We start from the raw sequence: 23,895 nt of genomic DNA, 5'->3' as shown, positions 1-23,895 counted from the left end.
CTGTTTGGCTTTTTTGCATTGATGAAAAATCGGCTTTGCTGCTGCGGCAAATTGCGGGTGAACCGTAATATTTGGACACATCATTTGACAGGACCAGGCAAGGGCAAACGTGTATCACCATTTCAATTAGATTTATCGTGAGCGATACGCTCCGCATTTGAGAGTTCAGGAAAACATTAAATGTCGCGAAAATACTTTGGCACCGATGGGATGCGCGGTACTGCAAACAAGTGGCCAATGACCGCGGAAGTTGCGCTGAAGGTTGGAATGGCTGCTGGTGTGGTGTTCCGTCGTGGTAAATACCGGCACCGCGTGGTTATCGGCAAAGATACGCGCCTTTCTGGTTATATGTTTGAAAACGCGCTCGTCGCTGGCTTTACTGCGATGGGTATGGATGTCTTTGTGCTTGGCCCGATGCCAACGCCAGCGGTTGCAATGCTGACACGTTCGTTACGTGCTGACATTGGTGTGATGATTTCTGCCAGCCATAATCCATTCGAAGACAACGGGATCAAGTTCTTTGGTCCTGACGGGTTCAAGTTGTCTGATGAGGTCGAACTTCAGATTGAGCGTCTCATGGACAGTGATATGAACCAAAGCTTGCCAGCACCGGACACTTTGGGACGCGCCACGCATATTTATAGCATGAAGGATCGCTACATTGAGTTTGCAAAGCGCACCTTGCCGCGTGATCTGAACTTGAATGGCATGCGTATCGTGATCGATTGTGCAAACGGTGCTGCCTACAAGGTTGCTCCAGAGATCCTTTGGGAGTTGGGTGCAGAAGTGTTCCCATTGGGTGTTGATCCGGATGGCTTCAATATCAATAAGGACTGCGGTTCCACTGCTCCAGATGCACTTGCAAAGAAGGTTCATGAAGTTCGGGCGGACATCGGGATCGCGCTGGACGGTGATGCAGACCGTGTGATCATCGTGGATGAAAACAGCAAGGTGGTTGATGGAGATCAGCTGATGGCCGTGATTGCTGAATCCTGGAAAGCAGATGGCCGTCTCTCGGCGCCAGGCATCGTTGCGACCGTGATGTCGAATCTAGGTTTGGAGCGTTTCCTGAAAGGGCTTGGCCTTTCTCTTGAACGTACCAAAGTTGGTGACCGCTATGTTGTTGAGCGGATGCGTGAAGGTGGCTTCAATGTTGGCGGAGAGCAGTCCGGCCATATTGTGATGTCTGACTTTGGTACGACTGGTGATGGCCTCGTCGCTGCATTACAGATTCTTGCTTGCGTGAAGAAGACGAAGAAGCCGGTCTCAGAGGTTTGTAACCGATTCGTGCCAGTGCCTCAGGTCCTTAAGAATGTGCGCTATGCGAGTGGTAAACCTCTCGATGATAAGGCTGTAAAAGCGGTTATTAAGGTTGGAGAAGAGAAGCTTGGTAAACAGGGTCGCCTTGTTATTCGCGCTTCTGGTACCGAGCCGCTCATTCGTGTGATGGGTGAGGCTGATGATGCAAATCTTCTGAACAAGGTGGTTGATAGCATTGTTGACGCAGTTAAAAAGGCTGCAGCTAGCTAGCTGAAACTATTTAATTTATCGAGTTTTGAGAGCGGGTATCTTGGGATGTCCGCTTTCTTTGATTTGAAATCTGAGGGGTGCATAAGTAAATGTAAATTAACTTTCTAGCATTTGCTTGGCTTGTGTCTGTTAGTTGTTTGTTAATAATAAATATTAGGGTTAAGAATACTGGTTAATTTATAGGTAATTCTTTCTCTGTAGAAAGTGCTTAGGTTTTAATCAAGGGCAATCATCTCGCGTGACAGGTGCCGTTTGAGGGGACATAAGCATGAAGTATTTTAGTAAGGTGCTGACATTGAGCGCAGCTGCGCTGGTTTCGTCTGGTTTTGCTTATGCAGCCGACCTCCCAGCACCTGTATTCGTAGAAGAGCCAGAGCTCCCACAAGTGGAAATCGGTGGTGGGTGGTATCTACGTGGTGATATCGGCTACAAAGTCTATCAGAATCCAAAAGCGAAATTCTCCCATATCAAATTCAATGATGAAGAATTAGAGCCAACGGGAATTGTTGGTGTTGGTGTTGGTTATCGTGTGAATGATTTCATTCGCACAGATGTGACACTGGACTATGAATGGGATGCTGACTTTACAGCAAAAGCTGAGTGTATTGGTACTTGTAGTACCTCCGGCACCTCAGATGAGTTTGCGACACTCGATGTCTGGACTGTTCTTTGGAATGTCTATGCTGACCTAGGGTATTACAATGGCTTCACTCCATATGTTGGAGCCGGTGTTGGCGCATCTTACGTGAACGCAAAGAATGTCCGTGCGATCAATCCAGATGGTACCAGAGTCAAATATCCAAAAGGACATTGGTGGAATTTCTCATGGGCTCTTATGGCAGGTACGTCCTATGAGATCGATGATAACTGGAAAATTGATGCAGGTTACCGCTATCTGAACATTGGTGCGGTGAAGACAAAGTCGTTCTCCAGCAATGGTAAGACCTCCGGTATCAAGTATGACAATCTTGCTGCGCATGAAGTGCGTGTTGGATTGCGTTATGAATTTGGTGGGTCTTCCAATGGTGGTTATGACCAGCCGATCGTCACAAAATATTAGGTCACAGACTGGTGCGTCTCCAGTTTAACTTCTGAGCAAAACTTTCAAGAGCCTGTCCTGCGACAGGCTCTTTTTTTGAGCAAAACTAGAGGATATGCGGAATTGAAAGATTGGTTATCCACTGGGTGGATATGCAAAATATATCTAATCGTACGCAGCGTTTAATTGATTGAATATTGCTCTACAAAAAAACATTTGTTGACGAGATAAGTCGTTTCGCATAGACCCGTCGGTGGGACACCCCTCCCCAACGAGGGGCACCTATCTGAAAGGGTAGTCATTATGACGAATACGACAATGCCGGCCACAAAACCGGTAAACCCGAACTTTTCTTCGGGTCCATGTGCCAAGCGTCCGGGCTGGACACCTGCAATCCTTGCAGATGCGCCTATTGGCAGATCTCACCGTGCAAAGATTGGTAAGGCGAAGCTGAAAGAAGCTATCGAGTTGACGCGTGAAGTCCTCGAAGTGCCTGCTGATTATAAAATCGGAATTGTTCCTGCTTCTGATACAGGTGCCGTAGAAATGGCACTTTGGTCGCTGCTTGGTGCGCGCCCAGTTGATATGGTTGCCTGGGAAAGCTTTGGGTCCGGTTGGGTTAGCGATGTCATGAAGCAGCTCAAGCTTGCGGATGCACGCAAGATTGAAGCTGGCTATGGCGAGTTGCCAGACCTCAACTCTATAAATTTCGACCACGATGTGGTCTTCACCTGGAACGGTACCACCTCTGGTGTGCGAGTGCCGAATGGTGATTTTATTCCGGCAGACCGTAAAGGCCTGACCATCTGCGATGCGACTTCTGCTGCTTTTGCGCAGGAGCTGGAATTCGATAAGCTGGATGTTGTAACTTACTCCTGGCAGAAAGTGCTGGGTGGTGAAGCTGCTCACGGCATTCTGATCCTGTCGCCTCGTGCTGTTGAGCGCCTTGAGAGCTATACGCCTGCATGGCCGATGCCAAAGATCTTCCGCCTTACTAAAGGTGGCAAGCTGATCGATGGTGTATTTGAGGGCGCTACCATCAACACGCCGAGTATGCTTTGCGTTGAAGATTATCTGGATGCTTTGGGTTGGGCCAAAGAACTGGGTGGTCTGAAAGCACTGATCGCTCGTGCTGATGCAAATACCGCTGCAATCACCACTTGGGCTGAGAAAACTGATTGGGTTGACTTCCTGGCAGTAGACCCGGCAACCCGTTCCAATACTTCTGTTTGTCTGAAGATTGTTGATCCGGAAATCACGAAGCTTGATGACAAAGCGCAAGCTGCATTTGCCAAAGCGATCGTGAACCTGCTCGACAAAGAAGAAGTGGCATTCGATATTGGAGCATACCGCGATGCGCCGTCTGGTCTTCGGATCTGGTGTGGTGCGACGGTTGAAACTGCCAATGTAGAAGCGCTTATTCCCTGGTTGGATTATGCTTTTGCTGCAGAAAAAGCAAAGCTGGTTTCTGCTTAAAATTCCTTTTTTTTGAACGAAAAAGTTCCGGTCGCCCTGTGTGACCGGTTAACCTGACGCAAGAAGTGTATCTGGCTCCCGCAACACATGAATGGGAGGGTACCTTCGTTGACTTGAAAGGTTAGCCCGATGGCTCCTAAAGTTCTTATTTCCGACAAGCTCTCTGATAAAGCAGTTCAGATTTTCAAAGAACGCGGTTGCGATGTCGACTTCCTGCCAGACGTTGGCAAGGATAAAGAAAAACTCGCTGAAATCATTGGTAAATATGATGGTTTGGCGATCCGTTCCGCAACCAAAGCAACAGAGAAAATCATCAAAGCGGCGACTAACCTGAAGGTTATCGGTCGCGCTGGTATTGGTGTCGATAACGTTGATATTCCGGCAGCGACTGCCAAGGGTATCGTTGTGATGAACACGCCGTTTGGTAATGCCATCACGACTGCTGAACATGCGATTGCGATGATGTTTGCAGTGACCCGTCAGATCCCGGCTGCTGATGTTTCCACGCAGGCTGGCAAGTGGGAAAAATCCCGCTTTATGGGTAACGAAGTCACCTCAAAAACATTGGGTCTGGTTGGCTGCGGTAACATTGGTTCTATCGTTGCGGATCGCGCTATCGGTTTGAAAATGAAGGTGATTGCGTTCGATCCGTTCCTGTCTCATGAACGTGCTATCGACCTTGGTGTTGAGAAGGTTGAACTGGAAGACCTCTTTAAGCGCGCTGACTTTATTACACTGCATACTCCGCTGACTGATCGTACCCGTAACATTATTGATGCGGATGCAATCGAGACCATGAAAGATGGTGTCTACCTCATCAACTGTGCCCGTGGTGGTTTGGTTGATGAAGATGCTCTGCGTGCTGCGCTGGACAGTGGCAAGGTTGCGGGTGCTGCGGTTGACGTGTTTACTGTAGAACCAGCTAAAGAGAACGTTCTGTTTGGTGCTCCAAACCTCGTATGTACGCCTCACCTTGGTGCCTCCACTTCTGAAGCTCAGGAAAACGTTGCGCTGCAGGTAGCTGAGCAGATGTCTGACTATCTGGTCAATGGCGCTGTTTCTAATGCTCTGAATATGCCGTCTATTACTGCGGAAGAAGCGCCACGCCTTGCTCCATTTGTGAAACTGGCGGAGCAGCTTGGTTCCTTTGCTGGTCAGGCGACAGAGACAGGCATCAAAGCTGTTCGTATTGAATACGAAGGCGATGTTGCAGAAATGAACGTCAAGGCTTTGACCGCCGCTGCACTTACAGGTGTTCTGCGTCCTCTGCTGCAGACTGTGAATATGGTTTCTGCTCCTGAAGTTGCTAAAGAGCGCGGCATTGTGATTGAAGATGTTCGCCGTGAACAGCATGGTGCTTATGAGAACTACATTCGCCTAACTGTTATCACCGAGCGTCAGGAACGTTCTGTTGCTGGTACGGTGTTTGGTGATCAGAAGCCGCGTATCATTCAGATCAAAGGCATCAACATGGAAGCAGAACTTGGCGAGAACATGCTTTATGTGACCAACCAGGATAAGCCGGGCTTTATTGGTCAGCTGGGCTCCATTCTTGGTGATGCGAAGATCAACATTGCGACGTTTAACCTTGGCCGTAAGGTTGAAGGTGAAGAAGCGATCTGTCTTGTTGAGATTGATGGCGAAATTGCTGAGACGACCGTGGATGAAATCGCTGCGATTGCGCAGGTGAACCAGGCGAAACTTCTGCATTTCCCTCAACAGGGCTAAGCTATTTTTGGGAATAGATTAGGAAAAGGCGGCCTTCGGGCCGCCTTTTCTTTTTCCGGTGGTCATGTGACTAGTGGAAATTGCTTATCTTTGCACTTGGCGCCATGATGCAGACTGGTTCCATTTCGAAGTAGAAAGCTATTATGAATATTGATCTGCTGCGCCGCCTCTGCGAAACCCCTGGCGTTCCTGGACATGAGCATCGAGTACGCGAGATTATTCTGAAAGAGATTGAAGGCCTGTTTGATGATGTTCAAACGGATGCCATGGGGTCTCTTATCTGCCGCCGTGATGCACGCAACGCGCCTGAAAATGGTGAGAAGCCAAAAAAGGTTATGCTGCTCTGCCATATGGATGAGATTGGCTTCCTTGTTTCGCATATCACCGAGAAAGGCTTTGTCTATGTACAGCCGGTTGGCGGTTTTGATGCACGCAATCTCTTCTCCCGTCGTGTGTTGGTCTCCACAGATGAGGGTGATCTGAAGGCGGTGATGAATCCGGCTGGGCGACCAGTTCACACTGCTCCGCCTGAAGAGCGCAAAAAGATCCCTGAAGTCACTGAGTTCATCATCGATCTTGGCCTTGGTAAGAAGACCAAGGAGGTGGTCAAAGTAGGTGACATGGTCACTCTTGATGAGCCGCTGATTGAGATGGGCGAAAAAGTTGTCTCCAAAGCGATGGATAATCGGGTCGCATGCTGGCTTGGTATTGAAGCTATGCGTGCGCTGGGGGATGCGGATCATACCTGCGAAATCTATGTCGCGTTTACCTGCCAGGAAGAGGTTGGGCTACGCGGAGCGAAGACTGCGGCCTATGCCATTAAACCAGATATCGGCCTCGGTGTTGATATCACGCTTGCTTGCGATACGCCTGGGGTGCCAGAGCAAGATCAAACGACTGAGCAAGGTAAAGGTTTTGGGCTTCACGTGAAGGACGGCTGGTTCATTGCCGATCTGGAGCTTGTAAAAGAAATCGAAAATCTGGCTATTGAGGAAGAGATTCCGTACCAGCGCACCATGTTGAAGGGTGGCGGACAGGATGGGGCTGCTGCTCAGCAGGCGGCTGCTGGTGCTAAAGCAGTCGGTATCATGGTTGGCACTCGTTATGTGCACACAGTTACCGAGATGATTGATAAGAGTGATCTTCTTGCTGCACGCGATATTCTGGCTGCTTATCTGAAGCGCTGCTGACACCGCAGGCTGTTGCTTAATAAGAAGCCTCCAGATCCTACCTACGATAGGGCTGGAGGCTTTTTGTTAGGCGGGTGCCTGTGCTTTTCCTGTCAATCTGCGGGTGAGCCGGCCATCAATGAGCAGCAAGGCGGTGAAGATAGCGGCCATACCGATCCAGTGATTGGTTTCCAGCCGTTCATTGAGGAAGATCGCACCCAGCAGAATCGCGCTGACCGGGATAACCAGTGTTACGGAGGCCGCGTTCGTGGCTCCGGCGAGTTTGAACAGCTGAATGTACAAAATGAAGGCGAACCCAGTGCATGCCAGCGCGAGGATGAGGACACTTGCCCAGGTCATCGCTGAGGCCTGCATCAGTTGCTCGGCTGGTGCCGAATAGAGGACTGCGGGTATCAGCAGGATTGTGGAGGCTGTGAGCTGGCCCGTTGCCAGTGCAGCAGGTGGCAGTTTACGCAGGCGCATAATGATAACAGCACCGAAGGCATAACATAAAGCTGCCCCTAAAACTGCGAGCTGTGGCAGGATCTGACCGCTGGCTCCACTCAGGGTATCACTGCCAACCATGATTGCCACTCCGATAATTCCAATCATGGCGGCAACGAGCTTGGTCGCGGTCAACTTTTCTTCGTTACTCAACACCTGCATGACAAGCATTGTGAAGATTGGGGTGAAGGCATTGAGAACGGATGCCAGTCCGGCTGCGATGTATTGCTGACCCCAGAAGATGAGCGAGAAGGGGACGACATTATTTATGAACCCGAGGAGGAGGAAGCTGCCAATCCATTTTGCAGAAAGCGGGATGGTTTGTTTTGTGATGAACAGGAAGCCCCACATGCCCACCGCAGCAATTCCTACTCGGAGGAAGACCAGAGTGATGGGGCCAATTTCTGTTAGTGCGACTTTGGCAAAAAAGAATGAGCTGCCCCACAGGGTGCCCAGCAATAGAAGAATAGACCAGCCCAGCCAGTCAAGTTTTTGTGCGTTCATAAAGCGTATTCAACTTAGTGAAATTTCTTGCAGGAATTGCAAAAAATGAGAAATTGGAACTTACGCTAGTAATATCACTTGCTGTTGTGCCTGTACCACCCGATTTGCGAGTAAAACAATCAACAGAGGTTCACTCTGATCGCAAAAATTACAGTCTTGGCCTAATTTTGAAGGAAAAGGGCTCGTATTTAAGAGATTGACAGATTATAAGGCGCTGTAACTGCGCCCCGGCTCTTACGCCGGGGTTTCTTATGTTGTCTCTCACGATTTGCATTCTGAGCTGGCAAGCCACTTTATACAGAAATAGCAAATCGTATGACGGCGTATTTTAGGAATACGCTGGCAGCCGCAGGAGGGCTGAAGAATCATGGCCAACGTTGTCGTAGTTGGGTCACAATGGGGTGACGAAGGTAAGGGTAAACTTGTCGATTGGCTCTCTGAGCAAGCCGACGTCGTTGTACGCTTCCAAGGCGGACACAATGCAGGTCATACGCTTGTAATTGACGGAACGAGCTACAAGCTGGCATTGCTGCCATCTGGTGTTGTTCGTGGGAAACTTTCTGTCATTGGCAATGGCGTTGTGATTGACCCTCATGCACTGGTTGCTGAGATTGCACGTCTTGAAGAGCAGGGCGTTAAAATCTCCCCGGAAATCCTGCGTGTTGCTGACAATGCTACTCTTATTTTGAGCCTGCACCGCGAGCTTGATGCTTTGCGTGAAGATGCAAGCCCGGCAGGCACCAAAATCGGTACCACCAAACGCGGTATCGGCCCTGCTTATGAAGATAAAGTCGGTCGTCGTGCAATTCGCGTGATGGACCTGGCAAACATGAGCACGCTGCCAGCCAAGATTGATCGTCTGCTGACCCACCACAACGCTATTCTGCGCGGTCTGGGTCGCGATGAGATCTCTGCTGAGACCATCTACAAAGAGCTGGAAGACGTAGCTGATAAAATCCTGCCGTACATGGATAAAGCCTGGTACATGCTGGACAAAGCGCGTCGTGAAGGTAAGCGTTTGTTGTTTGAAGGTGCGCAGGGCGCGCTGCTCGACAACGACCACGGCACTTATCCGTTTGTAACCTCCTCCAATACAGTTGCAGGTCAGGCTGCTGCTGGTAGTGGTCTGGGTCCAAACTCCATCGATTACGTTCTGGGTATCACCAAAGCTTACACCACTCGTGTGGGTGAAGGTCCGTTCCCAACCGAACAGCAGAATGAAGTTGGTGAGTTCCTTGGTACCCGCGGGCACGAGTTTGGAACGAACACTGGTCGTCGTCGTCGGTGTGGCTGGTTTGATGCAGTGATTGTCCGTCAAACCGTTTGCACCAGCGGAATCAATGGGATTGCATTGACAAAGCTTGACGTTTTGGACGGACTGGATGAAATTAAGATTTGTGTTGGTTATGAGCTAGATGGTGAGCGAATCGATTACCTTCCGGCATCTCAAGGTGCTCAGGCGCGGGTTGTTCCTATTTATGAGACCCTGCCTGGTTGGAAGGAAACGACCAAAGGCGCACGGACTTGGGCAGAATTGCCAGCACAAGCTGTGAAATACGTTCGGCATGTTGAAGAGCTGATTGGTGCTCCGGTTGCTCTGTTATCAACAAGCCCTGAACGTGATGACACAATCCTGGTTCAGAATCCATTCCAGGATTAAGTCTTGAAATGAAGCTCTGGGGGCAATGGGCAGTTAAATGGCGGACTACAATTCCGTTCTAAAAAAAGCGGTAGCTGGTTTACAAGAGAACACAGGTTCTGCACGGCGGGCAGTTTATCAACGCGCGCGGAATGCAATTGTAAAGCAACTTAAAAGTTACGACCCACCTCTGTCTCCCTCCCAGATCACTGAGGAGCAGCTGAAGCTTGAAGAGGCCATTCGTAAGGTCGAAGCGGAAGCTGCTCGTGAGTCTCTCGGGTTGGGGCGGTCTAAAACCACCCCAGCTCCAAGTGCTCCAAAACCTGCAGTTCCAGAAATCTCTGCTGCATCACCGCCTGCTGGCGATACGCCTAAGGCAGGTGCAAAGGCCGATACTCCAGCGCGCGATGAGCCGAAAGCACCTGCTGCTAAAGCAGATGTGTTTAAAGAGGCGGTTCGTGCTGCTCAGGATCTCGGCAACGCCGCACATCAAGCCAATCAGATGGCGCGTGATCAGCTGCCTGAAGCTTCCAGCGAGCGCAAAGAGCCTGACCTTGGCTCCATGGATGACAAAGAGACGGGTGAACCTGCTGCGTCTCTGCCAACCAAAGGTGCTGTTGAGACGAGCGCAGAAGAGCGCTCCTGGGTGCCGGGTGAGGCACGTCGCACTAAGCTGGAAACAAAAGGTAAGTCGCGTCCTGAGATCGATGAGCCGGCCAAGGTTAAGCCAAAGACGAGCCGTAAACCTGCTTCCTCCCGCAAACCAGCGGTTGCGCAACGCGTTGGCGATGCGATTGAGCAGGAAGAAGGGCTGAAGCCTTCCAATACATCGGGTATTGTCGGTATAATTGTGGTCATACTGATAATCTTGGGCGTTACCGCAGGTGTCTATAGTCTGCGTGATGTTATTCTCTCTTTAGTGCTTCCAGTTGAAACCGGTGAGACTGTTGCGCCAGAGAGCGCACCTTCGAATGAAGATGAGCCGCTTCGGGTTCAGCCGGAACGCACGCCAAAGAAGAACACTGACCGCTTGTTGCCATCTGATGAAGGGGCAAAGGTTTCGCCGGATGCGACACGGGTGCAGACGACCCGGATTACCCGGAATTCTTCCAGCGCAGCGCCAACCGAGGCAGTAACTGAGCCTCCAGTCGTGCGTGTGGTCGAAGCTCCAGCAGCACCGGTAGAAGACACATCTTCTGCGCAGGTTTTGCCGGTGACGGAACCTGCTCAGCAAAGTACTGCAGTTGAGACCAATTCTGTTCCGCCAGCTGAAACCATTGGAACGGAAGCTACGGTTTCTCCTGTTGCACAACAGAGCATACTTTACGAAGAGGCTTTGACACCGGGTGCTGCAGGTTCTGCATCACGCGGGAACGTTGTTTGGTCATTGGATGAAGCTAATGGCGATTCTGTCATCAAGGCTGTTGCTACGCTACCATCTCGTAACTTCTCTGTTGAGATGACGTTGAAGCCGAATAGCGATCAGTCTTTGCCAGCAAGTCACTTGCTTGAGCTGAACTTCATCTTCCCAGAAGGGTTTGATGGCAAGGGCGTTGAGAAGGTGCCTGGCCTGATCCTGAAGAAGACAGAGTCCGAAGCAGGTGATCCGCTTGATGGTGCTGCCGTGAAGGTTTCTGACACTCTCTTCTGGATTGCGCTGTCTGACAGTGATGAAGAAAAAGCGAAGAACCTGAAGCGTCTTGCTGAGCGTGAGTGGATTGATGTTCCACTGCTGTACAACAGCGGTCGCCGTGCAATGTTGACCTTTGAAAAAGGCACAACCGGCAACAAAGTCATCGCACAGGCAATCAAGAGCTGGAAGTAATCTAGTTTCAGATATTTAGATTAGATTTCAAAGGCCTTGGCTCTCTCAGAGCTGAGGCCTTTTTCATTATGCTGTCGTCTGTCAGAGCAAAATCTGCTTGCATCCTTCAGCAGAAACGCGCATGTTCCTTGCTATTCCGAGGGGTGCTTTTCTTTCGAAAAGCTGAGATTGCGATGAGCTAAACCCTTTGAACCTGATCCGGGTAATGCCGGCGAAGGGACGGGACCTGAGCCATTCTTCCCGGATCTCCATGTTTGCATTTTGCTGTAACGGGAGATCCTGTGCTGAAAACATCCCAGAGAGCTAATGTAGCTCCGTTCTTCCGCCTGTTTGTGATGCCCAATACCATTGTTGGGAGTCTGCATGCTGAAGCGAGCTTTGAAACGAATTCTCCGAAGTCTTTTCGGGATTTTGCTTTTTATCGCCATTTGGGAGAGTGTGGTTCAGATTGGAGAGTTTCCTCCGTTTCTGTTGCCAGGTCCGGCGGCGGTTTTTTCCGCTTTTCTCAATCAAGGTGTTTTCCTGCTGCATCATGCAGGCATTACCGCTTGGGAGACTGTTCTCGGCTTTCTCTTTGGCGTGAGTGCTGGAGCTTCGCTGGCTGTTTTGTTGGCAGCGTCTCCTCGGATACGCCTGTTTCTGCTGCCTCCGATTGCGGCGACCCAATCTCTTCCTGTGTTTGCAATTGCACCGCTTCTGGTGCTGTGGTTCGGCTTTGGGCTCGCCTCCAAGGTTGTGATGGCCGTGATTGTGATCTTCTTTTCTGTGACCTCGACTTTCTTCGATGGTTTGCGCAGGACTGATCAATCACTGCTCGACCTTGGCAAGCTGCACGGTCTGAACCGCTGGCAAACACTTCGCTACATTCGCATTCCAGCCGCCTTGCCGTCTCTGGCCTCTGGTATGCGCATTGCAGCGGTGTTCGCTCCTATTGGGGCGGTGGTTGGAGAGTGGGTTGGTGCAAAAGGCGGTCTGGCTTTCATCATGTTGCAATCCAATGCACGCATGCAAACAGCGACGATGTTTGCGGCGTTGATTTTGCTTGCGGTGATGGTGTTGAGCCTGAGGGCAGTTGTTGAGTTCGCCACTTCTCGGATGATCTATTGGCAGAAAGAGATCTAGGTCTCAGAGTATGAGGACGTAACCTTATGAAAAAACTAGGTATGCTGTTTGGTGCGGCAATGCTTGCGAGCACGCTTCAGGTGCAAGCAGCGGACAAGCTGACTGTGTTGCTGGATTGGTTTGCGAATCCGGACCATGCACCAATCGTGGTTGCCAAGGCGCGGGGTTTCTTTGAAAAAGAGGGCCTTGAAGTTGAGCTGATTGAGCCTGCTGATCCTTCCATGCCACCAAAGCTTGTTGCAGCAGGGCAGGGTGATATTGCGGTTTCCTATCAGCAGACGTTGCACCCGCAAATTGATGAGGGCATGCCGTTGATGCGGATCGGGACGCTGGTCTCTACACCTCTTAACACGCTAATTGTTTTGGAAGACGGACCGATCAAGGAGATTGCAGACCTGAAAGGCAAGCGTATTGGTTATTCCACATCCGGGTTTGAGAACGCCATGCTTGGGAAGATGCTTTCCAATGCAGGTCTAAGTTCTGACGATGTGGAGCTGATCAACGTGAACTTTTCGCTCTCACCATCTTTGATGGCTGGGCAGGTTGACGCGGTGATTGGTGGTTACCGTAACTTCGAGCTGAACCAGATGGAGATTGAAGGTGCGAAAGGCCGCGCGTTTTATCCTGAAGAGAACGGTGTGCCTGTCTATGATGAGCTGATTTATGTGGCTCACAAAGACAAGCTGGATGATCCGCGTTTGAAGAAGTTCATCAATGCGATTGAGGCGGCTACTGTTTATCTACTTAATAATCCGCAGGACTCCTGGAAGAGCTTCCTTGAGGTCTATCCAAATCTGGATGATGAGCTGAACAAGCGTGCCTGGGCGGATACTCTGCCGCGTTTTGCCAGCCGTCCAGCTGCTTTGGACAATGGCCGTTATGAACGGTTTGCAAGTTTTCTGATTGAGCAGGGGCTCATTAAAACAGCGCCTCCAGTTGAAACCTACGCGGTTGAACTGCGCTAACCGGTATAGGTCTAAACTAAAATTTGAGCCTCCGAGTTTCGGGGGCTCTTTTTATTTGTAGGCCAAATGCCGTTATTGCGCTGCATCCTTGACCGCTTCGTGTTGAGCCAGATCGCTGAGGATGTATTTCTCAAAAGCAGCATAGATGGTGTTGTACTCACCCTCAGAGAGTGATTTACATTCATCTACCAGCGTCAGGGCTTTCTTCTTGTCATTCTCCTCAAAGAGCGCAAAGACCATGTTGCAGTGGATGTTTTTGAGCTTGAGGAAGTTTTCTGAGAAGGCAAGTGATGGATCACCTAGCAACGCAAAGGAACGCATCTGGTAACGGCTGGTTTTGACTGGGATTGTCTCCAATGCTGCCAGTTCAGGCATCTGGCCGCGTGTCGTTTCACACATAAGAACGCTGTGACCGGCTTCTTTGCAATGACGGGCTAAATCTTCTGCTAAATCAACGCATTTACCGAGTGGGGCGTACCTGAAATGACGCCGTGTACCTGTTTCGCCAAGCGTTGCCAGGCCGGTTGAGATGCCGATATCGATTGTGACCGCGTGGTCCTTCATATTTTTCTGGTTGAAGTTGAACCGGTCCTTGAGATTGAAGCGCTTCATTTGCTTCTGCATTTCAATCGCTGTTCGACAGGCATGAGCAGCGTGGAATGGATCATCGAGTGGTGCGTTCCAGTAAGCATTCAGGCCGGATGTACTCAGCGTGTTCAGTGTACCATCGTGGATATGCACTTCATCGAGATGAGCTGTTTGGAAGCCGTTGGAGAAGCCTGCTAGGTCCTGAGGAGACAAACCCTCATAATATCGGTGAAAGTACCTCAAACGTGTCGAGAGGCTCGTGATTTCACGTTGCTGCCCCTCAAGAGGGAGTTGCTCTGACTTCGCCAGTACCTTTTGCATCTGTTTGGGAGAGAGAATTCCTGCAAAGCGTTCAGTTGTTTGGTTTCTGTGACTCTTGAATGTCACACGCCGGATTGTGCAGGAGAAAGCGAATATCAGCAGGATAACGAAGGATGGGAAGAATGGCTCAAGGACGGTGTTTTGCAGAGCGAATTGGTGGAATGCAACTCCGTTGATAACCAAGACAGCGACGCCTGTAAGTGACAGACTTAACCAGAAACCTTGCGTGGCGGATATGATCGCAATGGCGATGCCAAATCCGATTAGTGCCAGGATTTCAGCGTATTGCGCCCATGTAGGGACATTGAGGAAGTTGCCAGACTGAAGTGTTTGCAGTGCCTGTGCATGTCGTTCTGAACTTCTGTCCTGAGTGCCTATGACGAACTGACTCCCAGAAGTTGGAGGCCAGAGTTTGGAGGATACTCTCTTCTTTAAGACATCGCTCGCCGCAAGGATGAAATTGCTGGCATTGCTTGTTTTGAACACCAGCATTTCTGTCTCTGCAGTGACAGGAATCTGCAGATCAGTGCTTTTCAGCTGATAGCCATTTTCTGATTGCGTGACTTGGAACGGGAGGGTGTTTGTCTGATTGGACATGCTCCATGCCGCTACTGCGAGGGATGGCAACTGCGCTGTGTCGCTTTGGAGTTGAAGTGGATAGAACAGCGCATTTGAACCGTGTGCGTATTGGGTGTCGCTTTGATATCCTGTGGCCTGCGAGAACCTTATGTAGTTGGAAAGAGGAGGTTTTTCAGCTACGGCTTCGCTCAACGGTCTGCTGAGCAGGACTGGGTAATGAGAGATGATGGTTTGTAAGAGCAGGTCGTGATTTGGATAAGTCGCCCGCAAGGAGGGCTGCAGATCGTCGTAGATTCGGCTTCTTAAGGTGGGGGAGGTCGGATCGGCTTTTCTGAAGTCTGCATCTATAATCAGAAGCTTGGGATTATACTCCCCCAGTTTTTGAAGGATTTGTGCAAGCTCCAGACGCTGATATATCGGCTCCTGCGTTTGCTGGATTGATTCTGGCGTAAGATGGATCGTGTAAACTGGCGGCGTAGAAGTTGTGTTTGGCCATGCCAACTGCAGCGCGTTTTGGCTGAGATATCCGACGTTATCCAGTACCTGCGGGTATAGGGTGCGGACCAGTATTGCTATTGCAATGAATAGACAGGATACAACCGCCGCAAGTGCACGGTTGGTTTGTGACAGCCAGCTTGAGCCGAACATGTAATTCCCCCCAAAAGGGGAAGTGACCTAACTCACATAAATTCCCCTCATCATTAACCTTAGGAAAGCTCTGAGGGGACGACAAGCTTAGCTGTTTATTTAAAAGGGTGTTCCTACAGTTGATTTGTATTTTAAGTTAATTCAACTCAACTTTTATGCAGCTGGGCATCTTAAAGCACTTTGCAGCCATGTTGACTGCGCGAGCTGCTTTAAGTTTTAGCCTTACCTGAGAAATCGGTTGCCCCGTGAGGGGAGCACACTTTATGCACCTGCCTCATGACCTGCCATTGCCATGGCGCTTTCCTGAACGGCCTTTTGAACCTTCTCAAAAGCACGCACTTCAATCTGGCGTACACGCTCGCGGCTTACGCCAAACTCGGTCGAGAGTTCTTCCAGAGTGATCGGGCTTTCAGAAAGTCGACGAGCTTCAAAAATGCGGGTCTCGCGTTCGTTCAGCACGCCCATTGCGTTTTTCAGCATATCGCGGCGTACATCGTATTCTTCCTGCTCAGCCAGTACAGCTTCCTGACTTTCGGCATCATCCACGAGCCAATCCTGCCACTCGCTGGATTCACCTTCGCTGGAGCGCAGTGGCGCGTTCAGGGAAGAGTCACCACCAAGACGGCGGTTCATGGAAACAACTTCTTTCTCGGTTACACCGAGAGTTGTCGCAATGTGCTGGACCTGATCCGGACGCAGATCGCCATCTTCAAACGCCTGAATTTTGCCTTTGACGCGACGCAGGTTGAAGAACAGGCGCTTCTGGTTTGCCGTGGTGCCCATTTTAACGAGTGACCATGTACGCAGGATGTATTCCTGAATGGAGGCTTTGATCCACCACATAGCGTAGGTTGCCAGGCGGAAGCCTTTGTCCGGCTCAAAGCGTTTTACCGCCTGCATCAGGCCGACATTGCCTTCTGAGATAACTTCGCCCAGAGGTAAGCCATAGCCACGGTAGCCCATTGCAATTTTTGCAACGAGGCGCAGGTGAGAATTTACAAGTCTTTCGGCAGCTTTAGGTTCGTCATGTTCCCGGAAGCGCTTGGCGAGCATGTACTCTTCCTGCGGCTGAAGCATCGGGAATTTTCTGATTTCATCTAAATAGCGGCTTAAGCCGCCTTCGCCGCCCGTGAGGGCTGGTAGGTTACGGGCCATAAAGCACCCTCCTTGCTTGGTGTTCCCGCCTGATCGAAGGATCAGGCTTTTCGGCAAACACACATTGGTGCCTTCAGATGAAGCGCACCTGAAGTGTCTATATGGGAACATTGTGGCCAAAACGCTACCAGATCGGCAATCTTTTTGGCCTAAATTTTTCGTAATGATTGAAGAATACCAGCAAAATCAGCAGGTAACTCCGATTCAAACTTCATGAATTCCTGCGTTCTTGGGTGCGCAAACGCCAAAAGTCCTGCATGCAGGGCCTGTCGTTTGAAATCCGCCAACTGGGTTTTCAGTGGTTCTTGGAATTTATTGTATTTGGTTCTGAACCCGGAACCGTAATCCATATCACCTATTAGCGGATTTCCGATGTGGGACATGTGTACGCGGATCTGGTGGGTTCTGCCTGTTTCCAGACGGCACTCGATCAAGCTTGCAACGGGTGCTGCGTCTTGAGGACCAAACCGTTCTTGCACCTGCCAGTGAGTGATGGCGTGGCGACCGCCGGTTTTCAGCACCGAGATTTTTTGCCGGTTTGCAGTTGAGCGGGCAAGGTTGGCGTCTACTGTGCCCTTTGGTGCTGTTGGGGCACCCCAGACAAGAGCTTTATAGGCGCGTTCCAGTGGGCCGGTTTTGCCATGGTCGGCAAACTGAGCTGCGAGGCCCTGATGGGCCATGTCGTTTTTAGCAACAACGAGCAGACCTGTTGTGTCTTTATCGATGCGGTGAACGATGCCAGGGCGCTTGACACCGCCAATACCAGACAAAGATGAACCGCAGTGGTGAATCAAGGCGTTGACCAGTGTGCCCGTTGGGTTTCCGGCACCTGGATGCACAACAAGGCCGGCGGGTTTGTCGATGACGATCAGGTCGTCATCCTCAAAAACGATATTGAGCGGGATGTCCTCTGGCTGCGGTTCTGCGTCTTCCGGCTCTGGAACAATAAGAGTGATTGTATCTCCGGCACAGACTCTATATTTAGGCTCCAACACCGTGCGCTGGCCAATTTGAACCTGACCAGCCCGGATCAAGGCTTGAAGTCGGTTGCGACTGAAGTCATCTATATGCGCAGCAAGCACAGCATCCAAGCGGCGACCGGTATCTTCCGGCTCCGGGGTGATGACTGTTGGTTGCTGCTCGTCGGCAATTACAGAGTTTGTGAGTGGCTGGGTGCCCTCAGGAGATTTATCGTTCATGCGTGATCCTAATACTGACAGCGATGAGACTGTACAGAACGAACTTGATCCAGCAGCTTTGAGGCTTCAAGGGAAGTTACGTCGCCTCCTGATGGGATCAAGCCTTGTCATGGTGCTTGGCTTATTAGCTGTCTTTGCGGCTATCTTCTATAAGATTAACGTCGGCAATTCCAATGTTAGCGCAGATAGTATTGCTGCAACAATTGCGATTGGCCCTGAAGCACAGGTTATATCTGTTACTCAGATGGACGGAAATCTGGTGATGCTGATCAAAGAAGGTCCGACGCAGGCTCTTGTCTATGTTGATCCTGTCACCGGACGAAAAATCGCACGTACGGATTTTGTTGCGAGATAGGTGGATAAACCCCCTTTTCTTTCAAGGAGGGGGCTTGCCAAGCGGGGGATTAGCCAATATACCCCCGTCCATCGCGAAAGCGAAGCCTAGGCGCCCATCGTCTAGCGGTTAGGACGCCGCCCTTTCACGGCGGAAACAGGGGTTCGATTCCCCTTGGGCGTACCATAGTTGTCTTCTCAATACCGAGTGGTTATCTGCTCGAAGACAGAGCTTGAAAGAGTTCTCTCACTTTGTGAGCGCCCATCGTCTAGCGGTTAGGACGCCGCCCTTTCACGGCGGAAACAGGGGTTCGATTCCCCTTGGGCGTACCACTTCTTATCTCCCCAATACATCTTTGATAAATCTGCGTGCAGAGTTTTTCTCACGACGTATGCGTTGTGTCTGAGCTATATGATCCGCGATTTTGCAAAGAAGAAGATGTGGGCTTGGTTCCCCTGGATGGGGGGATGCAGTACTTCGAGATATTGCGAATTGGTGTTTTGCAGCAAGCAGTCCTGGGACGTGATTTAGAACCAGCGGCCGTTTAGTCCTGCACCCAGGTGATGGTCTTCTTTATCCCCGTCGACCTCAGCCCAGAGTTTTTCGTCTGTCTGAGATTCATTGCTAACGGTTTTTGCCAGACTTTCGCTGAGTTGAGCATTCATTTCTTTCAGGGCATCGATGTCATCAAGAACTTCGATGCGAGCCTCAGCAGTCTGGAGTTTGCTTTTCAGTGCAGCCGGTTTCTTGCCAGCAAACCTATTGGCACTGTGTGGCCGTTCCATTACGCGAGTCACAGTTTGTCCCTCTTCGCTTTTTTAGCTGAACTTTGATAAGACAGTGTATTGATCCGCGTGAGCTTTAACGGGCTTCTTTGGGCGGTATCATGACAAAGATGGAAAAAGTTGCAGCTTGTCCCCTTTTTGTGACGTATTAGTACTAAGAGTAGGGGAGCAGAGGCAAGAGGACTTTTGTTTTGAACTCATCTAATAGTCGTCTGGATGCTTCTGTGCTTTTGGCTATAGTACTGTGAAACATCGCAGATTATAGACTGATGGCAATGTACAAAAAAATTATCGGACTTGATTCATGATGCTGGTTTCGCGCCACAACTCTATTCTTGATATTGCCCGAGAGACCGGGAAGGTGGAAGTTGATGAACTTGCCACACGGTTTTCTGTGTCTCCTCAGACAATACGTAAAGACCTGAAAGAGTTGAGTGACCAAGGATTGCTGACCCGTGTGCATGGTGGCGCACTTTTGGCATTTGGCGTTGAAAACCTTGGCTACTCTGCTCGTAAAGATCTGGCAGGCAAAGAAAAAGAGATTATCGGGCAGGCGGCAGCGGACCTGATCCCGGATCGAGCTTCTTTGTTTGTGAATATCGGAACGACCACAGAGGCGGTTGCGCGGGCACTTATCCAGCGCAGTGGCCTGATGATCATTACCAATAACCTTAATGTAGCGAGTACGCTGCGCCCGTTCTCAGAAAATGAGGTCATCATTTCTGGTGGACTGGTGCGTGCGACTGACGGCGGTATTGTTGGTGAGGCTGCAGCAGATTTTATTCGCCAGTTTAAGGTTGATTATGCTGTGATCGGTGTATCTGCTCTGGATCGTGACGGAGCGCTTCTGGATTATGATTATCGTGAGGTGCGTGTGGCACAGGCGATCATTGAGAACGCGCGGCACGTTATTCTGGTGGCTGATCAGACAAAGTTCGAGCGTTCGGCGCCTGTCCGCATCGGCCATATTGCTCAGGTGGATACGTTTGTGACAGACACTTTGGTTTCGCAGGACTATCGGCAGCTGTTGGCTGAAAATGAGGTGCGATTGGTAGAAGTGGCTGGTAAGGTTCAGAGTGAGCCGGGCAATGGCTCACGAAGTACAACGGAGGCTTAAGCCTCTGCTTGGAGCTGTATAGAGCACGTCGAGTTCATGCGCATTCACACATCAAGCTCCAACTCTATATTGTCCTCGTATTCTTATCCGTAAAACGGGATTGATCTGAAAGAAAACAACAAAAGGCGCCTTTGTCTTTGGATCAAGTTGTTTGGGTTTAACCGCTTGAGCTTCCGGTTTTTCTAGCGTCTGCGATACGCTCCGCCAGATTTTTATCGGACTGAGGCGCGGGTGCTGCATCATCCGCCTTTGCAGCCGGAGTGCTTTTTGACGCGGCTGTTTTACTTGCAGCAGCTGGCTTACGGGTGCGCGGCTTTGCCGGTGCGCGCTTGGCGCGTGTCGGTTTCGGCTTTGGTGCGTCTGCCTTTGGAGTACCTGCGGCGATCGTGCTGAGATCGTTCAGGACTTCGTCGTACTTTTCAGAGAGTGGTGGGTTCTCCGAGATTGCCTTCGCTGTAATCTGAGCCGCCAGATCTTTCAGTTCATTGCGCAGATCGACGGCTTCTTCGATCTTTGAGGAACTGTTTGCTCTTTCCTCAAGCTGCTTTGTCAGCTGCTCGATGGTTTTCTTTGCTTCGTCCAGATCGTTTTCTAGGCTTTTCATAGGCTCGGGCGTTTTAATGTTCGGATTCCTGGTGCTGCGCTTGGCAGTTTTTTCATTTGCCGCTTTTTCGAGTTGAAGCGCGTGCTTTAGGTTATCGCGCTCTCGTTCCAGCGAACCATAACGGCTCTTCAATTTTGTGAAAGACCGCGAGGCCAGTTCGGCGGCTTCTGCTGGAGATGTTGGCTGATGTTTGGTTTCAGACTCAGCAGTCATTTCCGAAACTTGCTGGGAGATCTGCGTTGCCAGTTCTGCCAGAGGGTTGTCCATGTCCTGTAGGTCCGAGGTATCGATTGGACCTATCGGTTTGGTTGCAACTTCTTCTTCTTTCAGCTCTGCATCCAGCTCACGTGTTTTATCCGCAGCAGCCTGTTTGCTGAGTTGGATGATCTCAGCGGACGTGGCCTGATCTGCAGTTTGTGCGGCAGCTTCATCCTGAACTTCTGCTTCCGGTTCTGTCGTGATGCGATCATCTGCAGAAAACGGGATCGGCTCGGATGGGTTTCTACGGCGGAGGAAGCGTGTTGCTTTCTGAGCCATGTTCTTCCGCTCGCGGGCTGATTTGAGCTGAACAACGCTGAGCTCTTCTTTGAGCTCGGCAAGTTGGGCTTCAGCTGCTGAACGGGCAGATGCGTTCTCAGCGAGTTTTTCCGTCATCCCTTCGAGGCGCACCTCCATCTGACGGATCGCAATGGCATGTTGAGCGCGTAACGCGTCTTTTGCCATTGTGGCACGGGCATAGCTTATGGGGTTAGACGTCTCAATCGCTTTCCGCGTGAGGCGTACAGCACGGCCCCAGATAAAGGGGAGGGCGACGAGCGCTAGAATGCTCGCGAGGAAGAAACCCAGTGCAATGTATAGTGCAATTTCAATCACAAACTATGCCTGATCTGTTGAACGGTGTGAGGGACTGCTGCAGACTTAAGCGCATTCTCTCACACACTAACTTGCCAAAATATAACTAACGCAGGGTTAGTTATATCAGAAAGGATTCCATGTTGGCTTCCTAGTAAATTTCAAATAGCCCATGTTGAGGCCAAGGCGAGCACCAACGCCTGCGCGAACAGGCACAACGAAGATATCGTTGTTGGACAGAACCTGCATGCCGAAGCCTCCAACGAGGTAGGCTGAGCCCTTAGCGCCAACATAGCGGCGATAGATGGCATCGACACTTGGCAGATCGTAGACCAGCATCATAACGCGGGCGCCGTCACCGCCAACATCAAAGCCCAGGGATGGACCTTGCCAGAAGATCTGATGGTTGCCAGCGTTGCGGGTGTACAGTGTACCTTCGCCATAAGCAGCGCCTGCGAAGAACGCTGCTGAGCCTTCCTGCCCCAGGATATAACCGTTTGGTTCGCCGTACTGCTGAACTGCGCGCTCAACAACCTTTGCGAGGCCGGTGGAGATGGAACCGAAAAATTCGCCACCTGCCGTGATGATATCTTTTTGGTGGTATCGCGACTGATCAACGGATGATTGCGCAAATGAATGTGTGTTGAGCGCCAGCAGTGCGAAACTGGCGCAAAGGACGATTGCAGCTTTGTTGCGCAGATTGGCGAACAGGCTCGTCATCATGCCAACGTCTCCTTCTAAGAAACCCGAGAATTTGGATTGTTCAGAGCAATTCAAATGTTAAGGGCATAGTGCAACTTTTAGGTACAACAAGTTATAGTGTCTTACATCTACCTAGTGGTTAATCATGGTATAGCTGGGTAAATGATGCACATCCCGTTGGCCTGCAGTCATGAATTTTGTATCAGTTGTCGAACTTGCTCGTTTAGTTAATGCAGGTGATTCGGACTCTGGATGGACATTCCCATGATTTCTGAGGTTTTCTACAGAAAATTTGCGCAAACGGGCAAAATTCTATGGAGTTCTATCGTTTTTTTGTGTGCCACCTCAGTTTTTGCAGGTGCGCAAGAGCGGTTCACCTACACGCTCTCCATGTGTGATCCCGTGACCTATCAGGTCTCGGAAACTCCTGAAAAGGGGCGTGAAGACCTGACGCTGTCCTGGGGTGGACGGGTTTGGGCATTTTCCAATGAGGGCAACCGAGACGCTTTTCGGCATGCTCCGGAGGTCTATGCCCCATTATTTCAGGGATGCGATGCTCTCTCACTTGCGCAAGGCTACCGAGCTGAGGGATTGGCGAAAATCTACCTTGTTTATAACCAGCGATTATTGCTGTTTCAGAGCCGTGAACACCGGGCTTTGTTTCTGACAGCACCAGAGAGTTTGCTCGCGAAGGCACAAAGTCGTGCACGCGATGTAAAATGCGGTCCATATCAATGATGTCCAGCTTGGAATTAAACCAGCAGGATTGTACCTTTTTCGCCACATCTCGAATCAATCATAGGGCCTATTGGCCAAAGTTCTGGAGCGGTTATGTCAGTATTTAAAGATTTGTCATCTCTTGATCTTGCCGCACTCGTCGCAAGCCGTGTGTGCCACGACATCATTTCACCAGTCGGGGCGATCACGAACGGTCTGGAAGTGCTGGATGAAGAAGGCAATGAGGACATGGCAGACTTTGCGATGGATCTCATCCGCAAGTCAGCGCGTCAGGCTTCTGCAAAACTTCAGTTTGCCCGTCTTGCTTTTGGTGCTGCCGGATCTGCCGGTGCTTCAATCGATCTGGGCGATGCGCAAGAAGTAGCGACTGGATACATGAGCAATGAAAAGGCGAATCTGGAGTGGACCATGCCACGCCTGCTTCTGCCTAAGAATCAGGTCAAACTGATTTTGAACCTGCTGCTGCTCATGAATCAGTGTGTTCCACGGGGTGGTACCATTACCATCAGTATGGAAGGGGATGAGGGCGCTCCGAACTTTCTCCTTAAAGCTGAAGGAACGAATGCGCGAATCCCTCAGGTTGTAAGTGAGATTCTTTCCGGTCAGGAGCCAGAACGCATTGATGCCCACACTGTTCAACCGATCTATGCGGTTTTGTTGGCAGGTGAAGCGGGTTTAAATATCGAGCTCCTGAAAGACGGTGACGCCGTCATATGCAAGGCAAATACTCAAGTTTCAGAGTCTGTCTGATCCTCTGTCAAAAACAACCAGT

20 protein-coding genes, 2 tRNA genes and 1 riboswitch are annotated in these 23,895 nt (G+C 50.5%); of the genes, 15 read left to right on the top strand and 7 right to left on the bottom strand.

Features of this window, described 5'->3' with window-relative positions:
- Positions 1 to 180: 180 nt before the first annotated feature.
- The 5 genes from glmM (at position 181) to PsW74_RS00190 (ending at position 6,963) form a co-directional block, all read left to right on the top strand.
- Positions 181 to 1,530, top strand: a complete 1,350-nt coding sequence (gene glmM, locus PsW74_RS00210; protein ID WP_057461974.1) for a phosphoglucosamine mutase — start codon at positions 181 to 183, stop codon at positions 1,528 to 1,530.
- A 268-nt stretch (positions 1,531 to 1,798) separates the two neighbouring features.
- Positions 1,799 to 2,590 (top strand): outer membrane protein, encoded by a 792-nt coding sequence (locus PsW74_RS00205; RefSeq protein WP_057461973.1) that lies wholly within the window; start codon positions 1,799 to 1,801, stop codon positions 2,588 to 2,590.
- A gap of 282 nt (positions 2,591 to 2,872) precedes the next feature.
- Entirely contained in the window at positions 2,873 to 4,045 is a 1,173-nt protein-coding gene (locus PsW74_RS00200; protein WP_063290212.1) for a phosphoserine transaminase, read from the top strand.
- Positions 4,046 to 4,174: 129 nt separating this feature from the next.
- Positions 4,175 to 5,773 carry a phosphoglycerate dehydrogenase gene (serA, locus tag PsW74_RS00195; RefSeq protein ID WP_063290211.1) on the top strand — a complete coding sequence of 533 codons (1,599 nt, stop codon included), beginning with the start codon at positions 4,175 to 4,177 and terminating at the stop codon, positions 5,771 to 5,773.
- A 143-nt stretch (positions 5,774 to 5,916) separates the two neighbouring features.
- Entirely contained in the window at positions 5,917 to 6,963 is a 1,047-nt protein-coding gene (locus PsW74_RS00190; protein ID WP_063290210.1) for a M20/M25/M40 family metallo-hydrolase, read from the top strand.
- A gap of 66 nt (positions 6,964 to 7,029) precedes the next feature.
- On the opposite strand, the gene PsW74_RS00185 is transcribed toward PsW74_RS00190, so the two are convergent.
- Positions 7,030 to 7,950, bottom strand: a complete 921-nt coding sequence (locus PsW74_RS00185; protein ID WP_082596611.1) for a DMT family transporter — start codon at positions 7,948 to 7,950, stop codon at positions 7,030 to 7,032.
- A 367-nt stretch (positions 7,951 to 8,317) separates the two neighbouring features.
- Here PsW74_RS00185 and PsW74_RS00180 point away from each other — a divergent pair, with 367 nt between their 5' ends.
- The 4 genes from PsW74_RS00180 to PsW74_RS00165 all read left to right on the top strand — a co-directional run bounded on the left by PsW74_RS00180 (position 8,318) and on the right by PsW74_RS00165 (position 13,501).
- A complete protein-coding gene (locus tag PsW74_RS00180; RefSeq protein WP_063290209.1) occupies positions 8,318 to 9,610 on the top strand; it encodes an adenylosuccinate synthase in 1,293 nt (430 codons plus the stop codon).
- 37 nt (positions 9,611 to 9,647) lie between these two features.
- Complete coding sequence (locus PsW74_RS00175; RefSeq protein ID WP_063290208.1) at positions 9,648 to 11,414, top strand: hypothetical protein; 1,767 nt, start codon at positions 9,648 to 9,650, stop codon at positions 11,412 to 11,414.
- Between the two features lie 129 nt (positions 11,415 to 11,543).
- Positions 11,544 to 11,651: riboswitch (TPP riboswitch) on the top strand.
- A 126-nt stretch (positions 11,652 to 11,777) separates the two neighbouring features.
- A complete protein-coding gene (locus PsW74_RS00170) occupies positions 11,778 to 12,536 on the top strand; it encodes an ABC transporter permease (RefSeq protein WP_208987757.1) in 759 nt (252 codons plus the stop codon).
- A 26-nt stretch (positions 12,537 to 12,562) separates the two neighbouring features.
- On the top strand, positions 12,563 to 13,501 hold the full coding sequence (locus tag PsW74_RS00165; protein WP_063290207.1) for an ABC transporter substrate-binding protein: 939 nt from the start codon (positions 12,563 to 12,565) through the stop codon (positions 13,499 to 13,501).
- A gap of 72 nt (positions 13,502 to 13,573) precedes the next feature.
- Here PsW74_RS00165 and PsW74_RS00160 read toward each other — a convergent pair whose 3' ends face one another.
- The 3 genes from PsW74_RS00160 to PsW74_RS00150 all read right to left on the bottom strand — a co-directional run bounded on the left by PsW74_RS00160 (position 13,574) and on the right by PsW74_RS00150 (position 17,991).
- Positions 13,574 to 15,637 (bottom strand): CHASE2 domain-containing protein, encoded by a 2,064-nt coding sequence (locus tag PsW74_RS00160; protein ID WP_063290206.1) that lies wholly within the window; start codon positions 15,635 to 15,637, stop codon positions 13,574 to 13,576.
- 261 nt (positions 15,638 to 15,898) lie between these two features.
- Positions 15,899 to 16,792, bottom strand: coding sequence for an RNA polymerase sigma factor RpoH (rpoH, locus tag PsW74_RS00155; protein ID WP_063290205.1), 894 nt, complete (start codon positions 16,790 to 16,792; stop codon positions 15,899 to 15,901).
- Positions 16,793 to 16,941: 149 nt separating this feature from the next.
- Positions 16,942 to 17,991 (bottom strand): RluA family pseudouridine synthase, encoded by a 1,050-nt coding sequence (locus tag PsW74_RS00150; protein WP_057461964.1) that lies wholly within the window; start codon positions 17,989 to 17,991, stop codon positions 16,942 to 16,944.
- Here PsW74_RS00150 and PsW74_RS00145 point away from each other — a divergent pair.
- From PsW74_RS00145 to PsW74_RS00135, 3 genes are all read left to right on the top strand, one after another.
- Positions 17,990 to 18,346 (top strand): hypothetical protein, encoded by a 357-nt coding sequence (locus PsW74_RS00145; RefSeq protein WP_063290204.1) that lies wholly within the window; start codon positions 17,990 to 17,992, stop codon positions 18,344 to 18,346. The genes PsW74_RS00150 and PsW74_RS00145 overlap by 2 nt on opposite strands.
- A gap of 90 nt (positions 18,347 to 18,436) precedes the next feature.
- Positions 18,437 to 18,511: transfer RNA gene (locus PsW74_RS00140), tRNA-Glu, on the top strand.
- A 71-nt stretch (positions 18,512 to 18,582) separates the two neighbouring features.
- Positions 18,583 to 18,657 (top strand) — tRNA-Glu (locus tag PsW74_RS00135).
- Positions 18,658 to 18,852: 195 nt separating this feature from the next.
- On the opposite strand, the gene PsW74_RS00130 is transcribed toward PsW74_RS00135, so the two are convergent.
- Positions 18,853 to 19,110 carry a hypothetical protein gene (locus PsW74_RS00130; RefSeq protein ID WP_063290203.1) on the bottom strand — a complete coding sequence of 86 codons (258 nt, stop codon included), beginning with the start codon at positions 19,108 to 19,110 and terminating at the stop codon, positions 18,853 to 18,855.
- Between the two features lie 304 nt (positions 19,111 to 19,414).
- Between PsW74_RS00130 and PsW74_RS00125 the strand changes: the two genes are divergently transcribed.
- Positions 19,415 to 20,227, top strand: coding sequence for a DeoR/GlpR family DNA-binding transcription regulator (locus tag PsW74_RS00125; protein ID WP_063290202.1), 813 nt, complete (start codon positions 19,415 to 19,417; stop codon positions 20,225 to 20,227).
- 157 nt (positions 20,228 to 20,384) lie between these two features.
- On the opposite strand, the gene PsW74_RS00120 is transcribed toward PsW74_RS00125, so the two are convergent.
- Together PsW74_RS00120 and PsW74_RS00115 are read right to left on the bottom strand one after the other, a co-directional pair.
- Positions 20,385 to 21,704, bottom strand: coding sequence for a hypothetical protein (locus tag PsW74_RS00120; RefSeq protein ID WP_063290201.1), 1,320 nt, complete (start codon positions 21,702 to 21,704; stop codon positions 20,385 to 20,387).
- A 105-nt stretch (positions 21,705 to 21,809) separates the two neighbouring features.
- Positions 21,810 to 22,406 carry a DUF1134 domain-containing protein gene (locus tag PsW74_RS00115; RefSeq protein ID WP_108819076.1) on the bottom strand — a complete coding sequence of 199 codons (597 nt, stop codon included), beginning with the start codon at positions 22,404 to 22,406 and terminating at the stop codon, positions 21,810 to 21,812.
- 243 nt (positions 22,407 to 22,649) lie between these two features.
- Here PsW74_RS00115 and PsW74_RS00110 point away from each other — a divergent pair, with 243 nt between their 5' ends.
- Both PsW74_RS00110 and PsW74_RS00105 read left to right on the top strand, forming a co-directional pair.
- Entirely contained in the window at positions 22,650 to 23,123 is a 474-nt protein-coding gene (locus PsW74_RS00110; RefSeq protein ID WP_208987756.1) for a hypothetical protein, read from the top strand.
- A gap of 93 nt (positions 23,124 to 23,216) precedes the next feature.
- The gene (locus PsW74_RS00105; RefSeq protein WP_057461958.1) at positions 23,217 to 23,873 is read left to right on the top strand and encodes a histidine phosphotransferase family protein; all 657 of its coding nucleotides are present in this window, start codon (positions 23,217 to 23,219) and stop codon (positions 23,871 to 23,873) included.
- Positions 23,874 to 23,895: the final 22 nt, after the last annotated feature.

It is taken from the genome of Pseudovibrio sp. W74, assembly GCF_001623085.1.
In the GTDB taxonomy this organism is placed as follows: domain Bacteria; phylum Pseudomonadota; class Alphaproteobacteria; order Rhizobiales; family Stappiaceae; genus Pseudovibrio.
Note: the sequence above shows the minus strand (reverse complement) of the source record. Positions and strands in the feature narration are given on the sequence as shown.

Excerpts from the sequence above, each read along its gene's own strand:
- PsW74_RS00205 (WP_057461973.1), top strand. The coding sequence starts at position 1,799 with ATGAAGTATTTTAGTAAGGTGCTGACATTGAGCGCAGCTGCGCTGGTT.
- PsW74_RS00160 (WP_063290206.1), bottom strand. The coding sequence starts at position 15,637 with ATGTTCGGCTCAAGCTGGCTGTCACAAACCAACCGTGCACTTGCGGCG.
- PsW74_RS00170 (WP_208987757.1), top strand. The coding sequence starts at position 11,778 with ATGCTGAAGCGAGCTTTGAAACGAATTCTCCGAAGTCTTTTCGGGATT.
- PsW74_RS00105 (WP_057461958.1), top strand. The coding sequence starts at position 23,217 with ATGTCAGTATTTAAAGATTTGTCATCTCTTGATCTTGCCGCACTCGTC.
- PsW74_RS00125 (WP_063290202.1), top strand. The coding sequence starts at position 19,415 with ATGATGCTGGTTTCGCGCCACAACTCTATTCTTGATATTGCCCGAGAG.
- serA (WP_063290211.1), top strand. The coding sequence starts at position 4,175 with ATGGCTCCTAAAGTTCTTATTTCCGACAAGCTCTCTGATAAAGCAGTT.
- PsW74_RS00185 (WP_082596611.1), bottom strand. The coding sequence starts at position 7,950 with ATGAACGCACAAAAACTTGACTGGCTGGGCTGGTCTATTCTTCTATTG.
- PsW74_RS00175 (WP_063290208.1), top strand. The coding sequence starts at position 9,648 with ATGGCGGACTACAATTCCGTTCTAAAAAAAGCGGTAGCTGGTTTACAA.
- PsW74_RS00110 (WP_208987756.1), top strand. The coding sequence starts at position 22,650 with ATGATTTCTGAGGTTTTCTACAGAAAATTTGCGCAAACGGGCAAAATT.
- PsW74_RS00115 (WP_108819076.1), bottom strand. The coding sequence starts at position 22,406 with ATGATGACGAGCCTGTTCGCCAATCTGCGCAACAAAGCTGCAATCGTC.
- PsW74_RS00200 (WP_063290212.1), top strand. The coding sequence starts at position 2,873 with ATGACGAATACGACAATGCCGGCCACAAAACCGGTAAACCCGAACTTT.
- glmM (WP_057461974.1), top strand. The coding sequence starts at position 181 with ATGTCGCGAAAATACTTTGGCACCGATGGGATGCGCGGTACTGCAAAC.
- PsW74_RS00145 (WP_063290204.1), top strand. The coding sequence starts at position 17,990 with ATGCGTGATCCTAATACTGACAGCGATGAGACTGTACAGAACGAACTT.
- PsW74_RS00190 (WP_063290210.1), top strand. The coding sequence starts at position 5,917 with ATGAATATTGATCTGCTGCGCCGCCTCTGCGAAACCCCTGGCGTTCCT.
- rpoH (WP_063290205.1), bottom strand. The coding sequence starts at position 16,792 with ATGGCCCGTAACCTACCAGCCCTCACGGGCGGCGAAGGCGGCTTAAGC.
- PsW74_RS00180 (WP_063290209.1), top strand. The coding sequence starts at position 8,318 with ATGGCCAACGTTGTCGTAGTTGGGTCACAATGGGGTGACGAAGGTAAG.
- PsW74_RS00130 (WP_063290203.1), bottom strand. The coding sequence starts at position 19,110 with ATGGAACGGCCACACAGTGCCAATAGGTTTGCTGGCAAGAAACCGGCT.
- PsW74_RS00150 (WP_057461964.1), bottom strand. The coding sequence starts at position 17,991 with ATGAACGATAAATCTCCTGAGGGCACCCAGCCACTCACAAACTCTGTA.
- PsW74_RS00165 (WP_063290207.1), top strand. The coding sequence starts at position 12,563 with ATGAAAAAACTAGGTATGCTGTTTGGTGCGGCAATGCTTGCGAGCACG.